15 protein-coding genes are annotated in these 16340 nt (G+C 46.4%); 4 read left to right on the top strand and 11 right to left on the bottom strand.

Going from position 1 to position 16340, the window contains the following annotated elements; genetic code table 11:
- The first annotated feature begins 75 nt into the window (after nucleotides 1-75).
- On the top strand, nucleotides 76-582 hold the full coding sequence (locus P2W84_RS02070) for a YqgE/AlgH family protein (protein ID WP_276088438.1): 507 nt from the start codon (nucleotides 76-78) through the stop codon (nucleotides 580-582).
- Here the strand turns inward: P2W84_RS02070 and purE are convergent.
- Both purE and P2W84_RS02060 read right to left on the bottom strand, forming a co-directional pair.
- Entirely contained in the window at nucleotides 579-1073 is a 495-nt protein-coding gene (gene purE, locus P2W84_RS02065; protein ID WP_276088437.1) for a 5-(carboxyamino)imidazole ribonucleotide mutase, read from the bottom strand. The genes P2W84_RS02070 and purE overlap by 4 nt on opposite strands.
- Nucleotides 1073-2212 carry a 5-(carboxyamino)imidazole ribonucleotide synthase gene (locus P2W84_RS02060; protein ID WP_276088436.1) on the bottom strand — a complete coding sequence of 380 codons (1140 nt, stop codon included), beginning with the start codon at nucleotides 2210-2212 and terminating at the stop codon, nucleotides 1073-1075. Before P2W84_RS02060 ends, purE begins: the two co-directional genes overlap by 1 nt.
- A 76-nt stretch (nucleotides 2213-2288) precedes the next feature.
- Here P2W84_RS02060 and P2W84_RS02055 point away from each other — a divergent pair, with 76 nt between their 5' ends.
- Together P2W84_RS02055 and P2W84_RS02050 are read left to right on the top strand one after the other, a co-directional pair.
- Nucleotides 2289-3479 carry an aminoacetone oxidase family FAD-binding enzyme gene (locus P2W84_RS02055; RefSeq protein ID WP_276088435.1) on the top strand — a complete coding sequence of 397 codons (1191 nt, stop codon included), beginning with the start codon at nucleotides 2289-2291 and terminating at the stop codon, nucleotides 3477-3479.
- A gap of 59 nt (nucleotides 3480-3538) precedes the next feature.
- The gene (locus P2W84_RS02050; protein WP_276088434.1) at nucleotides 3539-3994 is read left to right on the top strand and encodes an SRPBCC domain-containing protein; all 456 of its coding nucleotides are present in this window, start codon (nucleotides 3539-3541) and stop codon (nucleotides 3992-3994) included.
- Between the two features lie 96 nt (nucleotides 3995-4090).
- Here P2W84_RS02050 and rplT read toward each other — a convergent pair whose 3' ends face one another.
- The 7 genes from rplT to P2W84_RS02015 form a co-directional block, all read right to left on the bottom strand.
- A complete protein-coding gene (gene rplT, locus P2W84_RS02045; protein WP_276089028.1) occupies nucleotides 4091-4435 on the bottom strand; it encodes a 50S ribosomal protein L20 in 345 nt (114 codons plus the stop codon).
- Between the two features lie 74 nt (nucleotides 4436-4509).
- On the bottom strand, nucleotides 4510-4710 hold the full coding sequence (gene rpmI, locus P2W84_RS02040; protein WP_276088433.1) for a 50S ribosomal protein L35: 201 nt from the start codon (nucleotides 4708-4710) through the stop codon (nucleotides 4510-4512).
- 25 nt (nucleotides 4711-4735) lie between these two features.
- Entirely contained in the window at nucleotides 4736-5305 is a 570-nt protein-coding gene (infC, locus tag P2W84_RS02035) for a translation initiation factor IF-3 (RefSeq protein WP_276088432.1), read from the bottom strand.
- 11 nt (nucleotides 5306-5316) lie between these two features.
- On the bottom strand, nucleotides 5317-7242 hold the full coding sequence (gene thrS / locus P2W84_RS02030) for a threonine--tRNA ligase (RefSeq protein WP_276088431.1): 1926 nt from the start codon (nucleotides 7240-7242) through the stop codon (nucleotides 5317-5319).
- 77 nt (nucleotides 7243-7319) lie between these two features.
- Nucleotides 7320-8057: a (Fe-S)-binding protein gene (locus P2W84_RS02025; protein ID WP_276088430.1), complete on the bottom strand. Its 738-nt coding sequence runs from the start codon at nucleotides 8055-8057 to the stop codon at nucleotides 7320-7322.
- Entirely contained in the window at nucleotides 8054-9361 is a 1308-nt protein-coding gene (locus tag P2W84_RS02020; protein ID WP_276088429.1) for an MFS transporter, read from the bottom strand. Before P2W84_RS02020 ends, P2W84_RS02025 begins: the two co-directional genes overlap by 4 nt.
- 14 nt (nucleotides 9362-9375) lie before the next feature.
- On the bottom strand, nucleotides 9376-11268 hold the full coding sequence (locus tag P2W84_RS02015) for an ATP-dependent DNA helicase RecQ (protein WP_276088428.1): 1893 nt from the start codon (nucleotides 11266-11268) through the stop codon (nucleotides 9376-9378).
- A 72-nt stretch (nucleotides 11269-11340) separates the two neighbouring features.
- Between P2W84_RS02015 and P2W84_RS02010 the strand changes: the two genes are divergently transcribed.
- Complete coding sequence (locus P2W84_RS02010; protein WP_276088427.1) at nucleotides 11341-14589, top strand: amidohydrolase family protein; 3249 nt, start codon at nucleotides 11341-11343, stop codon at nucleotides 14587-14589.
- An 11-nt stretch (nucleotides 14590-14600) separates the two neighbouring features.
- Here the strand turns inward: P2W84_RS02010 and bioD are convergent, their stop codons facing one another.
- The gene (gene bioD, locus P2W84_RS02005; RefSeq protein ID WP_276088426.1) at nucleotides 14601-15209 is read right to left on the bottom strand and encodes a dethiobiotin synthase; all 609 of its coding nucleotides are present in this window, start codon (nucleotides 15207-15209) and stop codon (nucleotides 14601-14603) included.
- Complete coding sequence (locus tag P2W84_RS02000) at nucleotides 15206-16339, bottom strand: pyridoxal phosphate-dependent aminotransferase family protein (protein WP_276088425.1); 1134 nt, start codon at nucleotides 16337-16339, stop codon at nucleotides 15206-15208. Before P2W84_RS02000 ends, bioD begins: the two co-directional genes overlap by 4 nt.
- Between the last annotated feature and the right edge of the window lies 1 nt (nucleotide 16340).

The following is a 16340-nucleotide window of genomic DNA, read 5'->3' as shown; positions in this document are numbered from 1 at the left end:
ATTATCAGAATTCCAGAAATGTTAAGTCCTACACTGCCATCATCAGGTAAATTACTCATCTCCGAACCATTCCTTATGGATCCTAACTTTCAGCGGTCTGTAGTATTACTGACCCAGTATCATGAAGAGGGGACAATCGGCTTTATTCTCAACCATCATACGCAATATAGGCTCAAAGACCTGATTCCCGAAATGGACCAGGCCGATTTTCCTGTTTATGCCGGGGGGCCTGTAGCAACAGATACTATACATTTTATCCACCGTTGCTATGACAAGCTGAACGATGGGGAGGAAATTGCCAAAGGCATATACTGGGGCGGAAACTTCGAAACGCTAAAGATACTGATCGACACTCATCAAGTAGCACATAGCGACATCAAATTCTTCATCGGCTACTCTGGTTGGGGCCAGCAACAATTACAAAATGAACTTGAAGAAAATACTTGGATCGTTTCAGGTAAATACGATCTTGATCTCATTTTTTCAGACAATGAAGAAGAAGTGTGGCGTGAAGTCATCGTCAATCTCGGACCAAAATATGCGCATGTGAGCAGATTCCCGCAGAACCCCAATCTCAATTAGGTGTTGGCTTCAAGTTCTGCAGCGCTCTCTTCTACCTTTTTCCTGAGCCCGTCTTTATAAGACTGCATCTTTACAGCCAGAGACTGATCAGCAGTGGAAAGGATCTGAACAGCCAGCAGACCTGCGTTTTTTGCCGCATTTAAGGCAACAGTAGCGACAGGGATGCCATTGGGCATTTGTAAAATAGAAAGAATAGAATCCCAGCCGTCTATAGAGTTGGAAGATTTTACGGGCACACCGATTACCGGCAGTACCGTGATTGAGGCGACCATACCCGGAAGATGTGCCGCGCCTCCTGCACCAGCAATGATCACCTTCAGCCCACGGTCAGCAGCACGGCGTGCATAATCAAACATACGCTCCGGTGTACGGTGGGCAGAAACCACAGTGATCTCGAATTCTACGCCGAATTCCTTAAAAATGTCTGCGGCATCCTGCATTACAGGAAGGTCAGACTTACTGCCCATTATAATTCCAGCTTTTACGCCCATCAGGATATCACTTTAAGTGTGTTTTTAATATAGTTAGCTTTTTCTATCGCTTGTTCCCGGTTCTGGTCAACTACCGTAATGTGCCCCATTTTACGGAACGGCTTTGTATATTTCTTGCCATACAAGTGTACATATGCTCCATCCAGTGCCAGTATTTTTTCCAGGCTGCTGTATTTTGCAATACCTTCATGACCCTTTTCACCGAGCAGATTGATCATCACGGCATTGGTCACAGACCGTGTGTCGCCCAGAGGAAGGTTAAACACCGCACGCAGGTGCTGTTCAAACTGCGATACATAGTTGCCCTCGATCGTATGGTGACCACTATTGTGCGGCCTTGGTGCCAGTTCATTGACCAGGATATCACCATCTCGGGTCACAAACATTTCTACCGCCAGCAGGCCAGTAACATTTAGCGAGGCGGCAATATTTTTAGCTATCGATTCTGCCTTCTGTTGCAATGATTCCGGATAGGTCGAGGGAGAAATCAGAAACTCGACCAGGTTCGCTTCCGCATTGAATTCCATCTCCACCAGGGGAAAGGTCTTCACGTCGCCATTTGAATTGCGGGCCACAATTACTGCAATTTCTTTTTCGAAATCTACCATTTCTTCTATCAGGGAAGGCGCATCAAAGGCATTCTCGATATCCGCCGGCGAGCTGATCCGCATGACCCCTTTACCATCATATCCGTCACGTCGTTGTTTCAGGATGTAAGGAAAATGAAATGGAGTGTTCCTGATGTCCTCTCTGCTGCCGACCAGTTGAAATGTCGCTGTCGGGATATTGTTCTCTTTAAAAAACTGCTTTTGTACACCTTTGTCCTGGATAAGCCGGATTACCCTTGGTTGCGGATAAACCAGTTTACCTTCCCTCTCCAGTTGCTCAAGTGCTTCTATATTTACTTTTTCAATTTCTATTGTAATGATGTCAGCTTTTTTACCAAATTTATATACTGTATCAAAATCGGTGATAGAACCGCATTCAAAGTAATTGGCAATGTGCTTACAAGGTGCTTCTGTGTCCGGGTCTAAAACCAAAGTAGTCAAATTGTAATTGATAGCTTCCTGAATCAGCATCCTGCCAAGCTGCCCACCGCCCAGTATGCCCAATCTGGACTCACTTATCTGTTTTGCCATGTCGATATGAAAAAGTTATGCTTAATTTGTGCAAAAATAACAATATTAACGGATTGAGGTAATACTTTCAGGATTGATGGATGCAGATGCGATAATTATAGGCGCCGGAGCCTGCGGGCTCATGTGTGCAGTACAAGCCGGTTACCTGGGAAAAAAAGTCATTTTACTGGAAAAGAACCCTGCTCCCGGCGCCAAGATACTTATCTCTGGTGGGGGAAGATGCAATTATACTAATCTTTATGCTACAGACGCCCAGTTCATCTCCGCTAACCCGCATTTCTGCAAATCTGCATTTACACAATGGACAGTAGACGATACCATTAGTTTTTTTGAAACCTATGGTATTTATGGCAAGGAAAAGACACTTGGTCAGCTTTTCCCAGATGGTGGGACTGCGCGCGATATAGTACAGGTATTCACCAGCCTTTGCGATGAAATGGGCCAGGAAATCATTTGCAGCGCCCATATAACCGATATTGATGCCCCGCCAGCAAATTTTAAGATAAGTTATGAACAGGGTGGCCGGCAAAAGACATTGCAAGCCCCCGCGCTGGTTATCGCTACCGGGGGGCTACCCATACCCAAAATGGGCGCAAGCGATTTTGCATTGCGTTTCTCCCGAAGCCATTACCTGAACATCATTGAAACAGCCCCCGCCCTGGTACCGCTTACCATTACTGGTAAAGACGAAGAATGGTATATGCAACTTTCGGGAAATACCATATTTGCGGCGGTTAGCAACAGCAGGGCTTCTTTCGAAGAAAATATTCTATTTACACACTGGGGACTCAGCGGCCCGGCAATTCTGCAAATCTCTTCATATTGGAGAAGAGGTGAGGAGATCAACATCAATCTCCTGCCGGCTGAAGATATCAGTAAGGTGATCGCCCGGGAAAGGCAGGAAAACGGAAAAATATTGCTTTCCACATTGCTGACCAGATTCTTTACACGTAAGTTCGCGGACGCCCTTGGGAAATTTCTTCCATTAGAAAAGCAGATCGCTATACTGACTAAAGACGATTTACAATTACTGCATACCACGATACATCATTTTAAGGCCAAACCAGCCGGCGATAAAGGGTATGATAAGGCCGAGGTAATGAGAGGAGGGATAGATACCAGCGAGTTGTCCTCCAAAACCCTCGAATGCAAGAAGATCAGGGGGCTGTATTTTGGTGGCGAATGCATAGATGTTACAGGCTGGTTAGGCGGTTATAACTTTCAGTGGGCCTGGGCCAGTGGCTTCGTTATCGCCCAGAACCTCTGATAATGCAAACTTATTGACGTTACCATATGTTAATACATCATCTTCAAAAATATGGAAATATGGAAAATAACCTAACAGCAGATAACCAGCAGGACTGGATCAAAAAATCCATAGAGATCAAAGCCTCGGATGATAAAGTCTGGAATACACTCACCCATCCCGGACATGTCGAACAATGGGCCGGAGCTTTTCAGGAAGGAACAATAGTAGAGACGGACTGGGGCGAGAATTCAATAATTACCTGGAAGCAAAAAGATGGTCAAAACGGTGTAAAAGGCAGGATAGAAGTCATTTATCCTGGAAAGATGCTGAAGATCAATTATTTTGATGATATAAATTCCCCTGACGATGCAGAAACAGGAGCATTTAAAGAACACTACCTGCTTACAGAACACCAGGGCTGTACAACCTTTACCATAGAAACTGGGCCTTTAGATAAGGAACATATAGATAAAATGAAAGACCAATGGGACGAAGCGCTTAAAATCATCAAAGAGGTAAGCGAAGCCCAGTAAATCATAAACCCTGGCTGATGATGTATCAAGACTGGCAGATATTAAAAAAAGGGAACCCATTAATGAGTTCCCTTTTCATAATATCAACCTAAAGGTCTATTTTACTGCGTCAACCACAGCTTTAAAAGCTTCAGGGTGATTCATCGCAAGGTCAGCAAGAACTTTACGGTTCAGACCGATGTTCTTGGCAGCCAGTTTACCGATCAGCTGAGAGTAAGAGATACCATGCTGCCGTGCGCCGGCGTTAATACGCTGGATCCAAAGTGCACGAAACTCTCTCTTCTTAACTTTACGGTCGCGATAAGCATATTGCAAACCTTTTTCTACCGTGTTTTTAGCAATGGTGTATACCTTGCTTCTCGATCCCCAATAGCCTTTGGCTAAATTTAAGATCTTTTTCCGTCTTCTTCTCGAAGCTACTGCGTTTACCGAACGTGGCATTTTGTTGTTGTTTTTGATAAGCGGCGCTGCGTATTTCAGCAAGCTTACTACCGGTTACCTGGTTAAAAAATTAATTACTTACCAATAGCGAGCATACGCTTAACGTTGCCCATATCAGCTTCTGACACCATAGAGGTGTGACCTAAGTTACGCTTACGTTTAGTCGACATCTTAGTCAGGATGTGGCTTTTGTAGGCGTTCTTCCTTGCAATTTTACCTGTTCCAGTAAGCGAAAAACGCTTTTTGGCACTGGAATTGGTTTTCATTTTTGGCATAACCTGTGTTTATTTATTTAATTATCTATTTTTTCGAATTCTTTGGCGCCAGCGTCAGGAACATACGCTTTCCTTCCAGTTTCGGCAATAATTCTACCTTGCCATATTCTTCAAGGGCCTGGGCAAATTTAAGCAACAGAATTTCTCCCTGCTCCTTATATACAATGGCCCTGCCTTTAAAGTGGACGTAAGCCCTCACTTTTTCACCATTCTCAAGGAAACTGATCGCATGTTTCAGCTTAAACTGGAAGTCATGGTCACTGGTATTAGGCCCAAACCTGATTTCTTTGATCACGGTTTGTTTTGCGTTCGCCTTGATCTCCTTTTGCTTTTTCTTCTGCTCATAGACAAACTTGCTGTAGTCCATGATCCGGCAAACCGGAGGATTAGCATTGGGAGATATCTCCACAAGGTCCAATTCCAGCTCATCAGCAATAGCCAAAGCCTTAGACAGCGGATAAATCCCCTGCTCCACATTATCCCCAGCTAATCTTACCTCTTGAGCCTTGATGAACTGATTAATATTATGTTCTGCTTCTTTTTTCTTAAATGGAGGACGCGGTCCCCTGTTTAATCCTGGTCTGCCTAATGCCAAATTTGTTGCTGTTAAACTGTTACTTCTTTAATTATTAATTCACTAAACTCCTGCAGCGTCATTTCTCCCAGATCACCTTCACCATGCTTACGTACAGACACTTTACCTTCAGCACTTTCCTTTTCTCCAATGATCAGCATGTAAGGGATCTTTTTTACCTCTGCGTCTCTGATCTTCCTTCCTATCTTTTCGTCTCGGAAGTCAATCAGCCCGCGAATATCGGAATTATTTAAATCATCTGAAACTTTTTTTGCATAATCTTCATACTTTTCAGAGATAGGAAGAATGATGAATTGCTCAGGCGAAAGCCATAACGGGAACTTACCCGCGCAATGTTCGATAAGCACGGCGATGAAGCGTTCCAATGACCCGAAGGGTGCCCTGTGGATCATCACCGGACGGTGTTTCAGATTATCGCTGCCAGTATATTCCAGTTCAAATCTCTCCGGCAGGTTATAGTCAACCTGGATTGTTCCCAACTGCCATTTCCGTCCCAGGGCATCCCTTACCATGAAGTCCAGTTTAGGGCCATAGAAGGCAGCTTCACCATACTCAACAACAGTAGGCAGGCCTTTCTCATCGGCAGCTTCGATGATCGCAGCTTCTGCAAGCAGCCAGTTTTCCTCACTACCGATATATTTTGCCTTATTGTCAGGGTCACGCAATGAGACCTGAGCAATGTAGCTGTCAAAGCCCAGTGACCTGAATACATAGAGTACCAGGTCTATTACCTTTTTAAACTCCTCTTTTACCTGGTCCGGCCTGCAGAACAAGTGGGCATCATCCTGTGTAAAGCCTCTTACCCTGGTTAAGCCATGCAGTTCACCGCTTTGTTCATATCTATAAACCGTGCCAAATTCAGCGAAACGCAGGGGCAGGTCTTTATAAGAACGCGGTTTAGTCTTATAGATCTCACAGTGATGCGGGCAGTTCATCGGCTTCAGGAAAAATTCCTCGCCTTCCTGCGGCGTCCTGATCGGCTGGAAGGCATCTTTGCCATATTTTTCGTAGTGTCCCGAAGTTACATACAGGTTCTTATGACCGATATGGGGCGTTACCACCTGTTCATAACCCATCTTTACCTGGGCTCTTGTCAGAAACTGTACCAGGCGTTCGCGCAAAGCAGCGCCCTTAGGTAGCCACAGGGGTAATCCCATGCCTACCTTTTCAGAAAAGGCAAACAGTTCCAGCTCTTTGCCCAATTTCCTGTGGTCGCGTTTCTTGGCCTCTTCAATCATGTGAAGGTACTCGGTCAGTTCGCTGGCCTTAGGGAAAGTCACCCCATAAATTCTGGTCAGCTGTTTACGGCTTTCATCACCTCTCCAGTATGCTCCGGCGACATTCATTAGTTTTACGGCCTTTATAAAACCTGTATTCGGGATATGTGGTCCCCGGCACAGGTCAGTAAAGGAACCCTGAGTATAAAAAGTGATCTTTCCATCCTCAAGTCCTTCAAGCAGGTCTAGCTTATATTCGTCGCCCTTTTCTTTAAAATAACTGATCGCATCCTGCTTGGAAACTGCTTTGCGTTCAAAAGTTTCCTTTTGTTTAGCCAGTTCAAGCATTTTGTTTTCAATGGCTTTAAAATCATCCGAAGAAAATTCCCGGTCCCCGAAATCTACATCATAATAAAAGCCGGTCTCTATCGCAGGACCTATGCCAAATTTAGTGCCCGGATAAAGTGCCTCCAGAGCCTCTGCCATCAGGTGCGCTGAAGAATGCCAGAAAGTTGATTTTCCGTCAGCATCGTTCCAGGTCAGCAGTTTGACAGTTGCATCATTTTCAATTGGCCTAGAAGCGTCGCGGATTTCTCCGTTGACTTCGGCTGCCAGCACATTTCGGGCAAGCCCTTCAGAAATGGATAATGCGATTTGATGGGCAGTAGTGCCCTTCTCATACTGACGGACCGAACCGTCAGGAAGTGTAATGTTAATCATCTACAACTATGATTTAAAATTTAAAAAAATAGAATCAGCCAATCACCTACTAATGTGATTATTTTCTGCAAAAATAGTTAATATTCCGTACTTTCCAGCCATCCGTTTGCCAAAACATCGGCCAGGTGCATGGTCTTAAGCGAGATCTTGTTTTTGTCAATATAACCCTGTAAATGCATGAGGCAGGATGCGTCTGTTGAAATGATGAAGTCTGCTTCCTGCTCGAGCGCATGGTTAACCTTTTGTTCAGCCATCGCGGAAGAGATCGCATCAAACTTAACCGCGAACGTGCCTCCGAACCCGCAACACATGTCCGTGTCTTTCATCTCGATCATTTCCAGTCCATGCACCTTGGATAGCAGAAGCCTTGGTTCTTCCTTGATCTTACACTCCCTCAATGCGCTGCACGAGTCATGATACACTGCACGGCCTTCCAGTTCAGCACCGAAGTAATCCCTCTTCAGGACATTCACCAGAAAATCCGACAGTTCAAAAATATTACCCTGTAAGCTGCGGCACTTATTATGGACGGTTGTATTGGTAAACAGATCATTAAAGCCATTTTTTACCATACCTACACAGGAAGCAGACGGGGCAACGATATAACTTGTGTCAGAGAAGTCCGACAGGAACTTGTTACCCATCTCCTTAGCCTGTTCCCAATAACCCGCATTATAGGCGGGCTGACCGCAACAAGTCTGCGCCGCATTAAAATAAACTTCGCAACCTGATTTTTCCAGCAGTTTTATGGTATTGAACGCGGTATCCGGATACAGCTGGTCAACAAAACAAGGGACAAATAATTCAACTCTCATTGGCAATTTTCATTTACTTCAGGTTCGGTTCTTCTAAGGAACAGCAAAAATATCAAACCTATTACAAAAAATGATGCCAGAGCAATGATTGAATTCCGCATACTCCCGGTCACTTCTTCGATAAACGCAAAGCTGAAGAGGCCAATTACAATTGCCAGTTTTTCCGTTACATCATAAAAACTGAAGAAGGAAGCGGTGTCCGGCGTCTCTGCCGGCAGATATTTAGAATAAGTAGAACGCGAGAGCGACTGTATGCCACCCATGATCAGTCCGACCACTATGGCAAGACTGTAAAACTGAAACTCATTGCTGATGAAGTAGGCGCAAAAACAGGCCACGATCCAGATGAGCACGACCCATATCAGCACATGTATGTTACCGATACGGCGCGCAAAATAAGACATCAGCATAGCACCTGCAATGGCTACCAGCTGGATGATCAGGATCACTGCAATGAGCTTTGAGGTACCCAGGTGCAAGGTTTTTTCCCCGAACCCAGCTGCCGCAAGCATAATCGTCTGCACGCCCATTGAATAAAAGAAAAAGGCCAGCAGGTAGCGTTTCAGAAAATTAATCTTCTGTAACTGTTTCCAGACCTTTTTCAGCTCCTGAAAGCCACTCGTTACTTTGCTGCGGCTGATCGCGTTATGATTCCGGCCACCTGAAGGCAAAGCCCGGAACGGGATTTGCGCAAAGACGATCCACCAGATGCCTACCAGCAGAAAAGACAGCCTGGCCGGAAAAGAGGCATCTGTAATGCCAAATAGTTCCGGCTTAAGCACAAAGATAAAGCAAATGATCTGCAGAATCACTGAGCCGATATATCCGTAGGCATAACCCTTTGCGCTCACACGGTCCTGTTCCTCTGGGGTTGCGATCTCAGGGAGATAGGAATTATTAAAAACGATCCCTCCTATATATCCCATCGCAGCGACGACAAAACAGATGATCCCAAATTCCAGCGTCTCCAGCTTGAAGAAATAAAGCCCGATACAGGCAAGTCCGCCTAGATAAGTGAAGAATTTCATGAATGCCTTCTTATTGCCGCGATAGTCAGCGACAGAAGACAAAAGTGGCATCAACAGCACCATGACCAGGTACGCTACAGAAAGCGCGTAATTAGATAAGGCCGTGTTCGTAAATCTGTGTCCGAAAAACATCACCTGGTCACCATTTTCCTTTGTCGTCGTAATGATGGTGTAGTAGGCGGGGAATATCGTTGAGGTAATTACCAGGTTGTAAGCAGAATTGGCCCAGTCAAAAAAAGCCCATGATCTGATCACACGTTTATCGTTTTTTTCCATATGTGAATATGGCATTAAAGATAATAATTTTTGCCGTCTGTTTTGATCCGCCCCCCGTCCAGTAGTTCGCTGACCCTGCTCAGTCTTTCCTGTTCGGTGCCGCCTTTAACAGCAGCTATGAGATCTTCCAGTGCATATGCACCACCCTGCAGCAATGTGATCAGTTCAAAATCAATCCTGTCCGTCAGCAATTCCCTTTCGTCCATACGTTTATGCGACAGGCAAACGTCGCAAATTCCACATTCCCGGGCATCAGGTTCATTGAAGTAAGCCAGCAGCATCTTGCTCCGGCACTCCCTTCCGCCCGCATAATCCATCACTGAATTGATCTGCTCCATGAGTACCTGTTTTCGCATTTCCACATATTTCACATCGATATCAAGATGTGCCAGGTCGACGCGTCCCCTGATCAACTGAAGCTGCGGGCGATCAGTTTGCTGAAGATAGGATAATATCCCCTGGTCCTGCAAAACAAGCAACTGCCTGGCCACATCATTAAAGGAAGTTCCCAATTTGGCTGCAACGTCACTTTCCCTGATCTTTACATAATATTCGAACAAGCCGCCGTAGCTACGCAACAATACTTTCAGCAGCCGGTCATAGCCAGGATTCTCGATCTGAAAACGGTAAACATCCTCGTGTGCAATCGTAAACATCAGCCTTGAAGGCAGGAACACATTTTCAGATAAGGTCAGATACCCTTGCCGTTCCAGGAATTTAAGGGCGGAAATGACCTTAACCACCCCCATGTTAAATCTCTTACAATAATCGGCAAGGTCAAAGTCAAAGCTAAGCCCTTCACCAGCTCCATAGGCCAGCTGAAAATAATTACCCAGATTATGATACGTCTTTCTGATCTCTTCAATTGAAGGAAAACCGTTTGCATAACGCTCTTTCAGGCCCAGCTGATCAGCATGGTTGGCCAGCAATACACCATAAGCCCGTTTACCGTCCCGTCCCGCACGTCCGGCTTCCTGGTAATAAGCCTCTAGGCTCTCTGGCAAGTCCAAATGTACTACAAAACGTACGTCTGCTTTGTCAATGCCCATTCCAAACGCATTTGTCGCTACCATTACCCTGATCTTTCCCTCTTTCCACAATTGCTGCCTGCGAAAACGTTCCTCCCTTTCAATGCCTGCGTGATAAAAGCTGGCCGCGATCCCGTTTCTCCCCAAAAAAGCGGCAATATCCGCTGTTTCTCTTCGATTTCGGACATACACAAGCCCGCTACCCGTTACATTGTTGATCACTTTTAGTAGTTTTCCATGCTTGTCCTCATCATGTGCAACAACATAACTTAAATTCTCACGTGCAAAGCTTTTTACAAACACATTCACCTCATGCATCAGTAACTTATCAGCGATATCTTTCCGGACTTTTGAGGTCGCCGTAGCCGTAAGGGCAATCAGGGGAACTCCGGGAAGCAGTTCCCGCAAGGTACCTATCAGTAAATAAGGTGGCCGGAAATCGTAGCCCCATTGCGATACGCAATGTGCTTCGTCCACGGCGATCAAGTTCACGTTCATGTGGGCAATTCGCACCCTTACCAGTTCGGAAAGCAGGCGTTCTGGAGATAAGTACAGGAACTTTACCGGGCCATAGATACAATTATCCAGTAAAATGTCAATCTCCCGCTTTCCCATGCCCGCATATATTGCAATGGCAGGAATGCCCCGTTTTTTCAGGTTTTCCACCTGGTCCTTCATCAGTGCTACCAGTGGGGAAACAACAATGCAGATGCCTTCCATCGCCATTGCCGGTACCTGGAAACACAGAGACTTACCCCCGCCCGTAGGCAGCAGTGCCAATGTGTCCCTGCCTTTCAGTACCGATCCGATGATCTCGTCCTGCAAAGGTCTGAAACTGTCGTATCCCCAATATTGCTTTAAAATTGCAGTTTCATTCATAAAGGTGATGGCCAAAACTATAAAAATGAAGTGATATTAGTAAATTGCAGCCATAAACCAATCCCTTTACCTATGAGAAAAGCTTTACTGTCATTATGTTTGCTGGCGCTCTTCCAAACTTCATTTTCGCAGGACAAGAAATGGGACATTGAAAAATACCGTGGTACATCCAAAACCTTCAGCATTACTACCGATGAAGGCACCTGGATGAACCTGGATGTCAGTTCAGATGGTAAAGAGATCGTGTTCGATCTGCTCGGCGATATTTACATTATGCCGATTACCGGTGGTGCAGCCAAAGCACTCACCGAAGGCATTGCCTGGGATGTACAGCCCAGGTTCAGCCCCAATGGTAAATACATCTCCTATACCAGTGATAAAAGCGGCGCCGACAATATCTGGATCATGAACCGCGACGGTTCTGGCAAAAGGCAGGTTACCAGAGAAACTTTTCGTCTGCTCAATAATGCTACCTGGATGCCCAACAGCGAATATGTTATCGCCCGTAAACACTTTACCGGAAGCAGGTCACTTGGCGCAGGGGAAATGTGGATGTATAACATCAATGGGGGAGAAGGGATACAACTTACCAGACGCAAGAACGACCAGCAGGATGCAGGTGAACCCAATGTCTCACCCGACGGGAGATCGCTTTATTTCAGTGAAGACGTATCTCCGGGTCCAAATTTCGAATACAGCAAAGACCCCAATGGCATGATCTACGCTATCCGGAAGCTGGACCTCAGCAATGGCCGGCTAACCAGTTTCATCGCTCAGCAGGGCGGTGCGGCCAGGCCACAGATCTCACCTGACGGTAAAATGATGGCCTATGTCAAAAGAGTCCGTCTTAAGTCTGTGCTTTATGTACAGAATATCCAGACCGGCGAGGAATGGCCCCTTACAGAAGAACTTTCGCATGATCAGCAGGAAACCTGGGCTATTTTTGGTGTTTATCCTAATTTTGCCTGGACACCTGATTCGAAAAGTATCGTTTATTATGCAAAGGGAAAGATCAGCAAGATAGAGACCGCATCCCTGGTCATCAGCGACATTCCTTTTTCCGTGACCAGTAAGCAGATCGTGCAGGAATCCCTTCATTTTCCACAACAGGTATACATAGAAGAATTTACCTCAAAAATGATCCGACAGCTTACTACTTCTCCAGATGGGAAGTTCGTTGTCTTTAATGCCGCGGGTTATCTTTATAAAAAGGACCTGCCCGACGGTAAGCCCGAGCGCCTGACCAATGGACTGGATTTTGAATTTGAGCCTGACATCAGTCCCGACGGCAAATCTGTGGTTTACGCTACCTGGAGCGATGAGTTTAAGGGAGCCATTAAAAAAACGGAAATCAAGGGAAAGACAGTGACACTTACAGATGAAAAGGGTTTCTATTATTCACCTAAATTTTCACGTAAGGGAGACCGGATCGTTTTTCGTAAAGGTTCCGGTAACGATGTGCTGGGTTACAATTATGGCCGTAATACAGGTATTTTCATCATGAGCGCAGGTGGCGGTGCCAGGACACTGGTTTCCGAAAGCGGTATTCGGCCACAGTTCAATGCAGACGACAGCCGCATTTTCTTCCAGGGCAATCAGGATGGAAAAAAAGCACTAAAGAGCATCAGTACAAGTGGAAGTGACGAGCGTACCCATTATACTTCAACTTATGCCACTCAATTCTGCCCCAGTCCCGATGGTAAGTGGATGGCTTTTACCGAACTGTTTAACGTCTATATTACTCCTATGGTCACCATTGGAGCGCCACTTGACCTGTCATCATCCAATAGCACCCTGCCACTTAAACGTGTGACCAGGGATGCGGGTACCTATATTCACTGGAGCGCAGACAGCAAGCGCCTCCTGTGGACACTTGGCGAACAATATTTCAGCCGGGAGGTCAAGGATGCGTTCAGCTTTGTCGACGGGGCGCCGGCGGAACTCCCGGTCGCCGACTCAACAGGGATACGGATGAACCTCAGGCTGAAAACTGATGTGCCTACCGGCCTCACGGCGCTCAAAGGCGCCCGTATCATCACCATGAAAGGCGACGAAATCATAGAGGAAGGTACAATCCTTATTGAGAACAATAAGATCATCTCTATAAGTAAGTCATCGGAAGCGGCAATTCCACAGCAGGCACGTGTCATCGACGTCACTGGTAAAACCATTATGCCGGGTATAGTTGACGTCCATGCCCACCTGCGTACCAGTCCTGATGGTATCAGTCCGCAGAATGACTGGTCATACCTGGCCAACCTTGCTTTCGGGGTCACTACTGCACACGATCCGTCCAGTAATACAGAAATGGTATTCAGCCAGTCCGAAATGATCAGGGCCGGCCGGATGGTAGGCCCAAGGCTCTATTCAACCGGTTCTATACTTTATGGTGCTGATGGGGATTTCAAGGTGGTCATTAATAGTCTGGATGATGCGATGTCACATTTGCGCAGATTAAAGGCAGTAGGCGCCTTTTCCGTCAAATCCTATAACCAGCCCCGCCGGGACCAGCGCCAGCAAATACTTGAAGCAGCCAGAAGACTGAAAATGGAGGTTGTTCCGGAAGGCGGATCTACCTTTTTTACCAATATGAATATGATCGCTGACGGCCATACGGGTATAGAACACAGCATTCCGGTCACGCCGATCTATAAAGATGTCGTCTCGTTCTGGAACAATACCAATGTAGGTTATACGCCTACGCTGATCGTAAGCTATGGTGCCCAATGGGGAGAGAACTATTGGTATGACCGTACCAACGTATGGGAAAACGAACGTCTCCTGGCCTTTACCCCAAGGCCGATCATCGATGCCCGTGCAAGGAGAAGGACTACATCAGAGTATGGCGATTACGGTCATATCGATGTTTCTAAAGCCGTAAAGCAAATTGCCGATGGAGGCACTAAAGTCAATCTTGGCGCACACGGACAGATACAGGGACTTGGTGCGCACTGGGAGCTATGGATGCTTGTTCAGGGTGGGATGACCCCATTACAGGCTATACGTAGTGCAACAGTTAACGGGGCTTCCTATCTGGGTATGAACCATGAGATCGGCTCCCTGGAACCAGGAAAGCTTGCAGACCTCGTGATTATGGATGCCAATCCCCTCGATGATATCCGTAACTCAGAAAAAATCAAATATGTGATGGTCAATGGCCGGCTTTACGACAGCCTGTCCATGAATGAGATCGGAGGACGTGAAAAGCTACGTGGCAAACTCTGGTTCGAGACCGGAAAAGGCATGTTGTATAGCTTTCCTTCCGGTGAAACCACAGAAGATTCGGAAACCTGGACGTACACCGCACCCCACTGCGATTAAGGAATAAAGGTCTAGATGTCCAGGAACTGACCCGCATTGCGGACGCACTCCTTGTCTACTGTTGCAAACGAAGGTATCCTGCCGATCACTTTAAGGCCGCTGTATGCCTGGATATATCTTTCACTTTCTTCATTTGGCTTGCCGTTGAAGACAATGCCTTCAATGGCTATCGCATTGGCCTTAAGTACCTCTATTGTCAACAAGGTATGGTTAATGCTGCCCAGATAGTTCTGAGAAACGACAATGGTTTTTGCGTTGAGGCGCCTGATGAGATCAAGGATCAGCTCCTTTTCATTGAGTGGCACCATTAACCCTCCGGCACCTTCAATGACCAGTTGATTATCCGTCTCCGGTACACGGATCTCATCGAGTACAATCTCTACGCCATCCAGCCTGGCAGAAAGATGAGGGGACAGCGGCTGGCTCAGCCGATAGTGTTCCGGGTGCACAACCGTTTTGTCATTACTGATCAGGTTCCTGACAAACAAACTGTCGCTAATCTCCAGGTCTCCGGATTGTACCGGCTTCCAATAATCTGCCTGAAGCTTCTCGGTCAATACGGCACTGGTTACCGTTTTTCCTATGCCTGTCCCTATACCGGTAATGAAGTAAGTACTCATGTTGTTTTAAGTTTTGATAATTCAGTAATCAGCATTTCAATTTCCTGGTCCGTATTGAAGGTATGCAGACAGATCCTCAGCCTTTCTTTTCCGGCGGGTACCGTAGGGCTAAGGATTGCCCTTACGTCTATGCCCTTTTGTTGCAAAGCCATTGCTGCCGCCTTTGCCTGTACACGATGATTAAACTGGACGGTTTGTATTGCACTTGGTGTATGTACTATGTTGTGTTCCGGCAATTCCGCCTGGTAAAGTTCGCTGAAAAAGCCAATCCTTTCCTGGATCATTGCCTGGTAATCCAGCCTTTCCAGTTCCCGGTAAGCACAGGCAATTGCAGCTACACTGTGAACAGGGGCAGCAGTCGTATAAATAAACGACCTTGCAAAATTAATGAGGTAATTTCTCAGGTTTACACTACCCAAAACCGCGGCCCCATGACAACCTAAAGCCTTACCAAAAGTTACTATCCGCGCAAAAACCTCCTTTTCCAGCCTTAACTGCTGTACCAGCCCCCGCCCGTTCGGGCCAGTTATACCAATCGCATGGGCTTCATCTACTACCAGATTTGCACCATATTGCCTGCAAAGCACAGCCATCTGCAAAAGAGGTGCAAGGTCGCCATCCATAGAGAATACACTTTCTGTGACCACATAGATCCTTCCCCTAGCATTCCTTAACCTTGCCTCCAGATCGTCACAGTCATTATGCCTGAAGGTATATCTGCTGGCATAACTTAACCTCGCCCCATCAATCAGACTGGCATGGCTCAGTTCATCCATAACGATGGTATCGCCCCTTTGTGCCAGGCAAGACAACAGGCCCGTATTGGCATCATAGCCCGAGTTGAAGAGTAAGGCAGTCTCTACATTATGAAAAGTGGCGATGTCGGCTTCTGTTGTTTCGGTAAACACGGAATTGCCACTGATGAGCCTAGATCCTCCCGAGCCATTCCGGTAATCCTGTTCCTCCAACATTGTCGCCACAGCCTGGCTGATCTTTTCAGACCTGGCAAAACCCAGGTAGTCGTTAGAACAAAAGTCGATAGGGAACCGGTCGGCCGAGAGTTTTCTCAATAAGCCTTCCTGTTCCCGTTGCTGCAATCTCTCCTTAATGAATTCTTCCGCGGTGCTCATC

Source organism: Pedobacter sp. JY14-1 (assembly GCF_029269825.1).
GTDB lineage: Bacteria > Bacteroidota > Bacteroidia > Sphingobacteriales > Sphingobacteriaceae > Pedobacter.
This window is presented reverse-complemented; position numbering and strand designations above follow the sequence as displayed.

What these genes read in the sequence shown, in the direction of transcription:
- P2W84_RS02070 (WP_276088438.1), top strand. Translation starts at nt 76, where the DNA reads ATGGATCCTAACTTTCAGCGGTCTGTAGTATTACTGACCCAGTATCAT.
- purE (WP_276088437.1), bottom strand. Translation starts at nt 1,073, where the DNA reads ATGGGCGTAAAAGCTGGAATTATAATGGGCAGTAAGTCTGACCTTCCT.
- P2W84_RS02060 (WP_276088436.1), bottom strand. Translation starts at nt 2,212, where the DNA reads ATGGCAAAACAGATAAGTGAGTCCAGATTGGGCATACTGGGCGGTGGG.
- P2W84_RS02055 (WP_276088435.1), top strand. Translation starts at nt 2,289, where the DNA reads ATGGATGCAGATGCGATAATTATAGGCGCCGGAGCCTGCGGGCTCATG.
- P2W84_RS02050 (WP_276088434.1), top strand. Translation starts at nt 3,539, where the DNA reads ATGGAAAATAACCTAACAGCAGATAACCAGCAGGACTGGATCAAAAAA.
- rplT (WP_276089028.1), bottom strand. Translation starts at nt 4,435, where the DNA reads ATGCCACGTTCGGTAAACGCAGTAGCTTCGAGAAGAAGACGGAAAAAG.
- rpmI (WP_276088433.1), bottom strand. Translation starts at nt 4,710, where the DNA reads ATGCCAAAAATGAAAACCAATTCCAGTGCCAAAAAGCGTTTTTCGCTT.
- thrS (WP_276088431.1), bottom strand. Translation starts at nt 7,242, where the DNA reads ATGATTAACATTACACTTCCTGACGGTTCGGTCCGTCAGTATGAGAAG.
- P2W84_RS02025 (WP_276088430.1), bottom strand. Translation starts at nt 8,057, where the DNA reads ATGAGAGTTGAATTATTTGTCCCTTGTTTTGTTGACCAGCTGTATCCG.
- P2W84_RS02020 (WP_276088429.1), bottom strand. Translation starts at nt 9,361, where the DNA reads ATGGAAAAAAACGATAAACGTGTGATCAGATCATGGGCTTTTTTTGAC.
- P2W84_RS02015 (WP_276088428.1), bottom strand. Translation starts at nt 11,268, where the DNA reads ATGAATGAAACTGCAATTTTAAAGCAATATTGGGGATACGACAGTTTC.
- P2W84_RS02010 (WP_276088427.1), top strand. Translation starts at nt 11,341, where the DNA reads ATGAGAAAAGCTTTACTGTCATTATGTTTGCTGGCGCTCTTCCAAACT.
- bioD (WP_276088426.1), bottom strand. Translation starts at nt 15,209, where the DNA reads ATGAGTACTTACTTCATTACCGGTATAGGGACAGGCATAGGAAAAACG.
- P2W84_RS02000 (WP_276088425.1), bottom strand. Translation starts at nt 16,339, where the DNA reads ATGAGCACCGCGGAAGAATTCATTAAGGAGAGATTGCAGCAACGGGAA.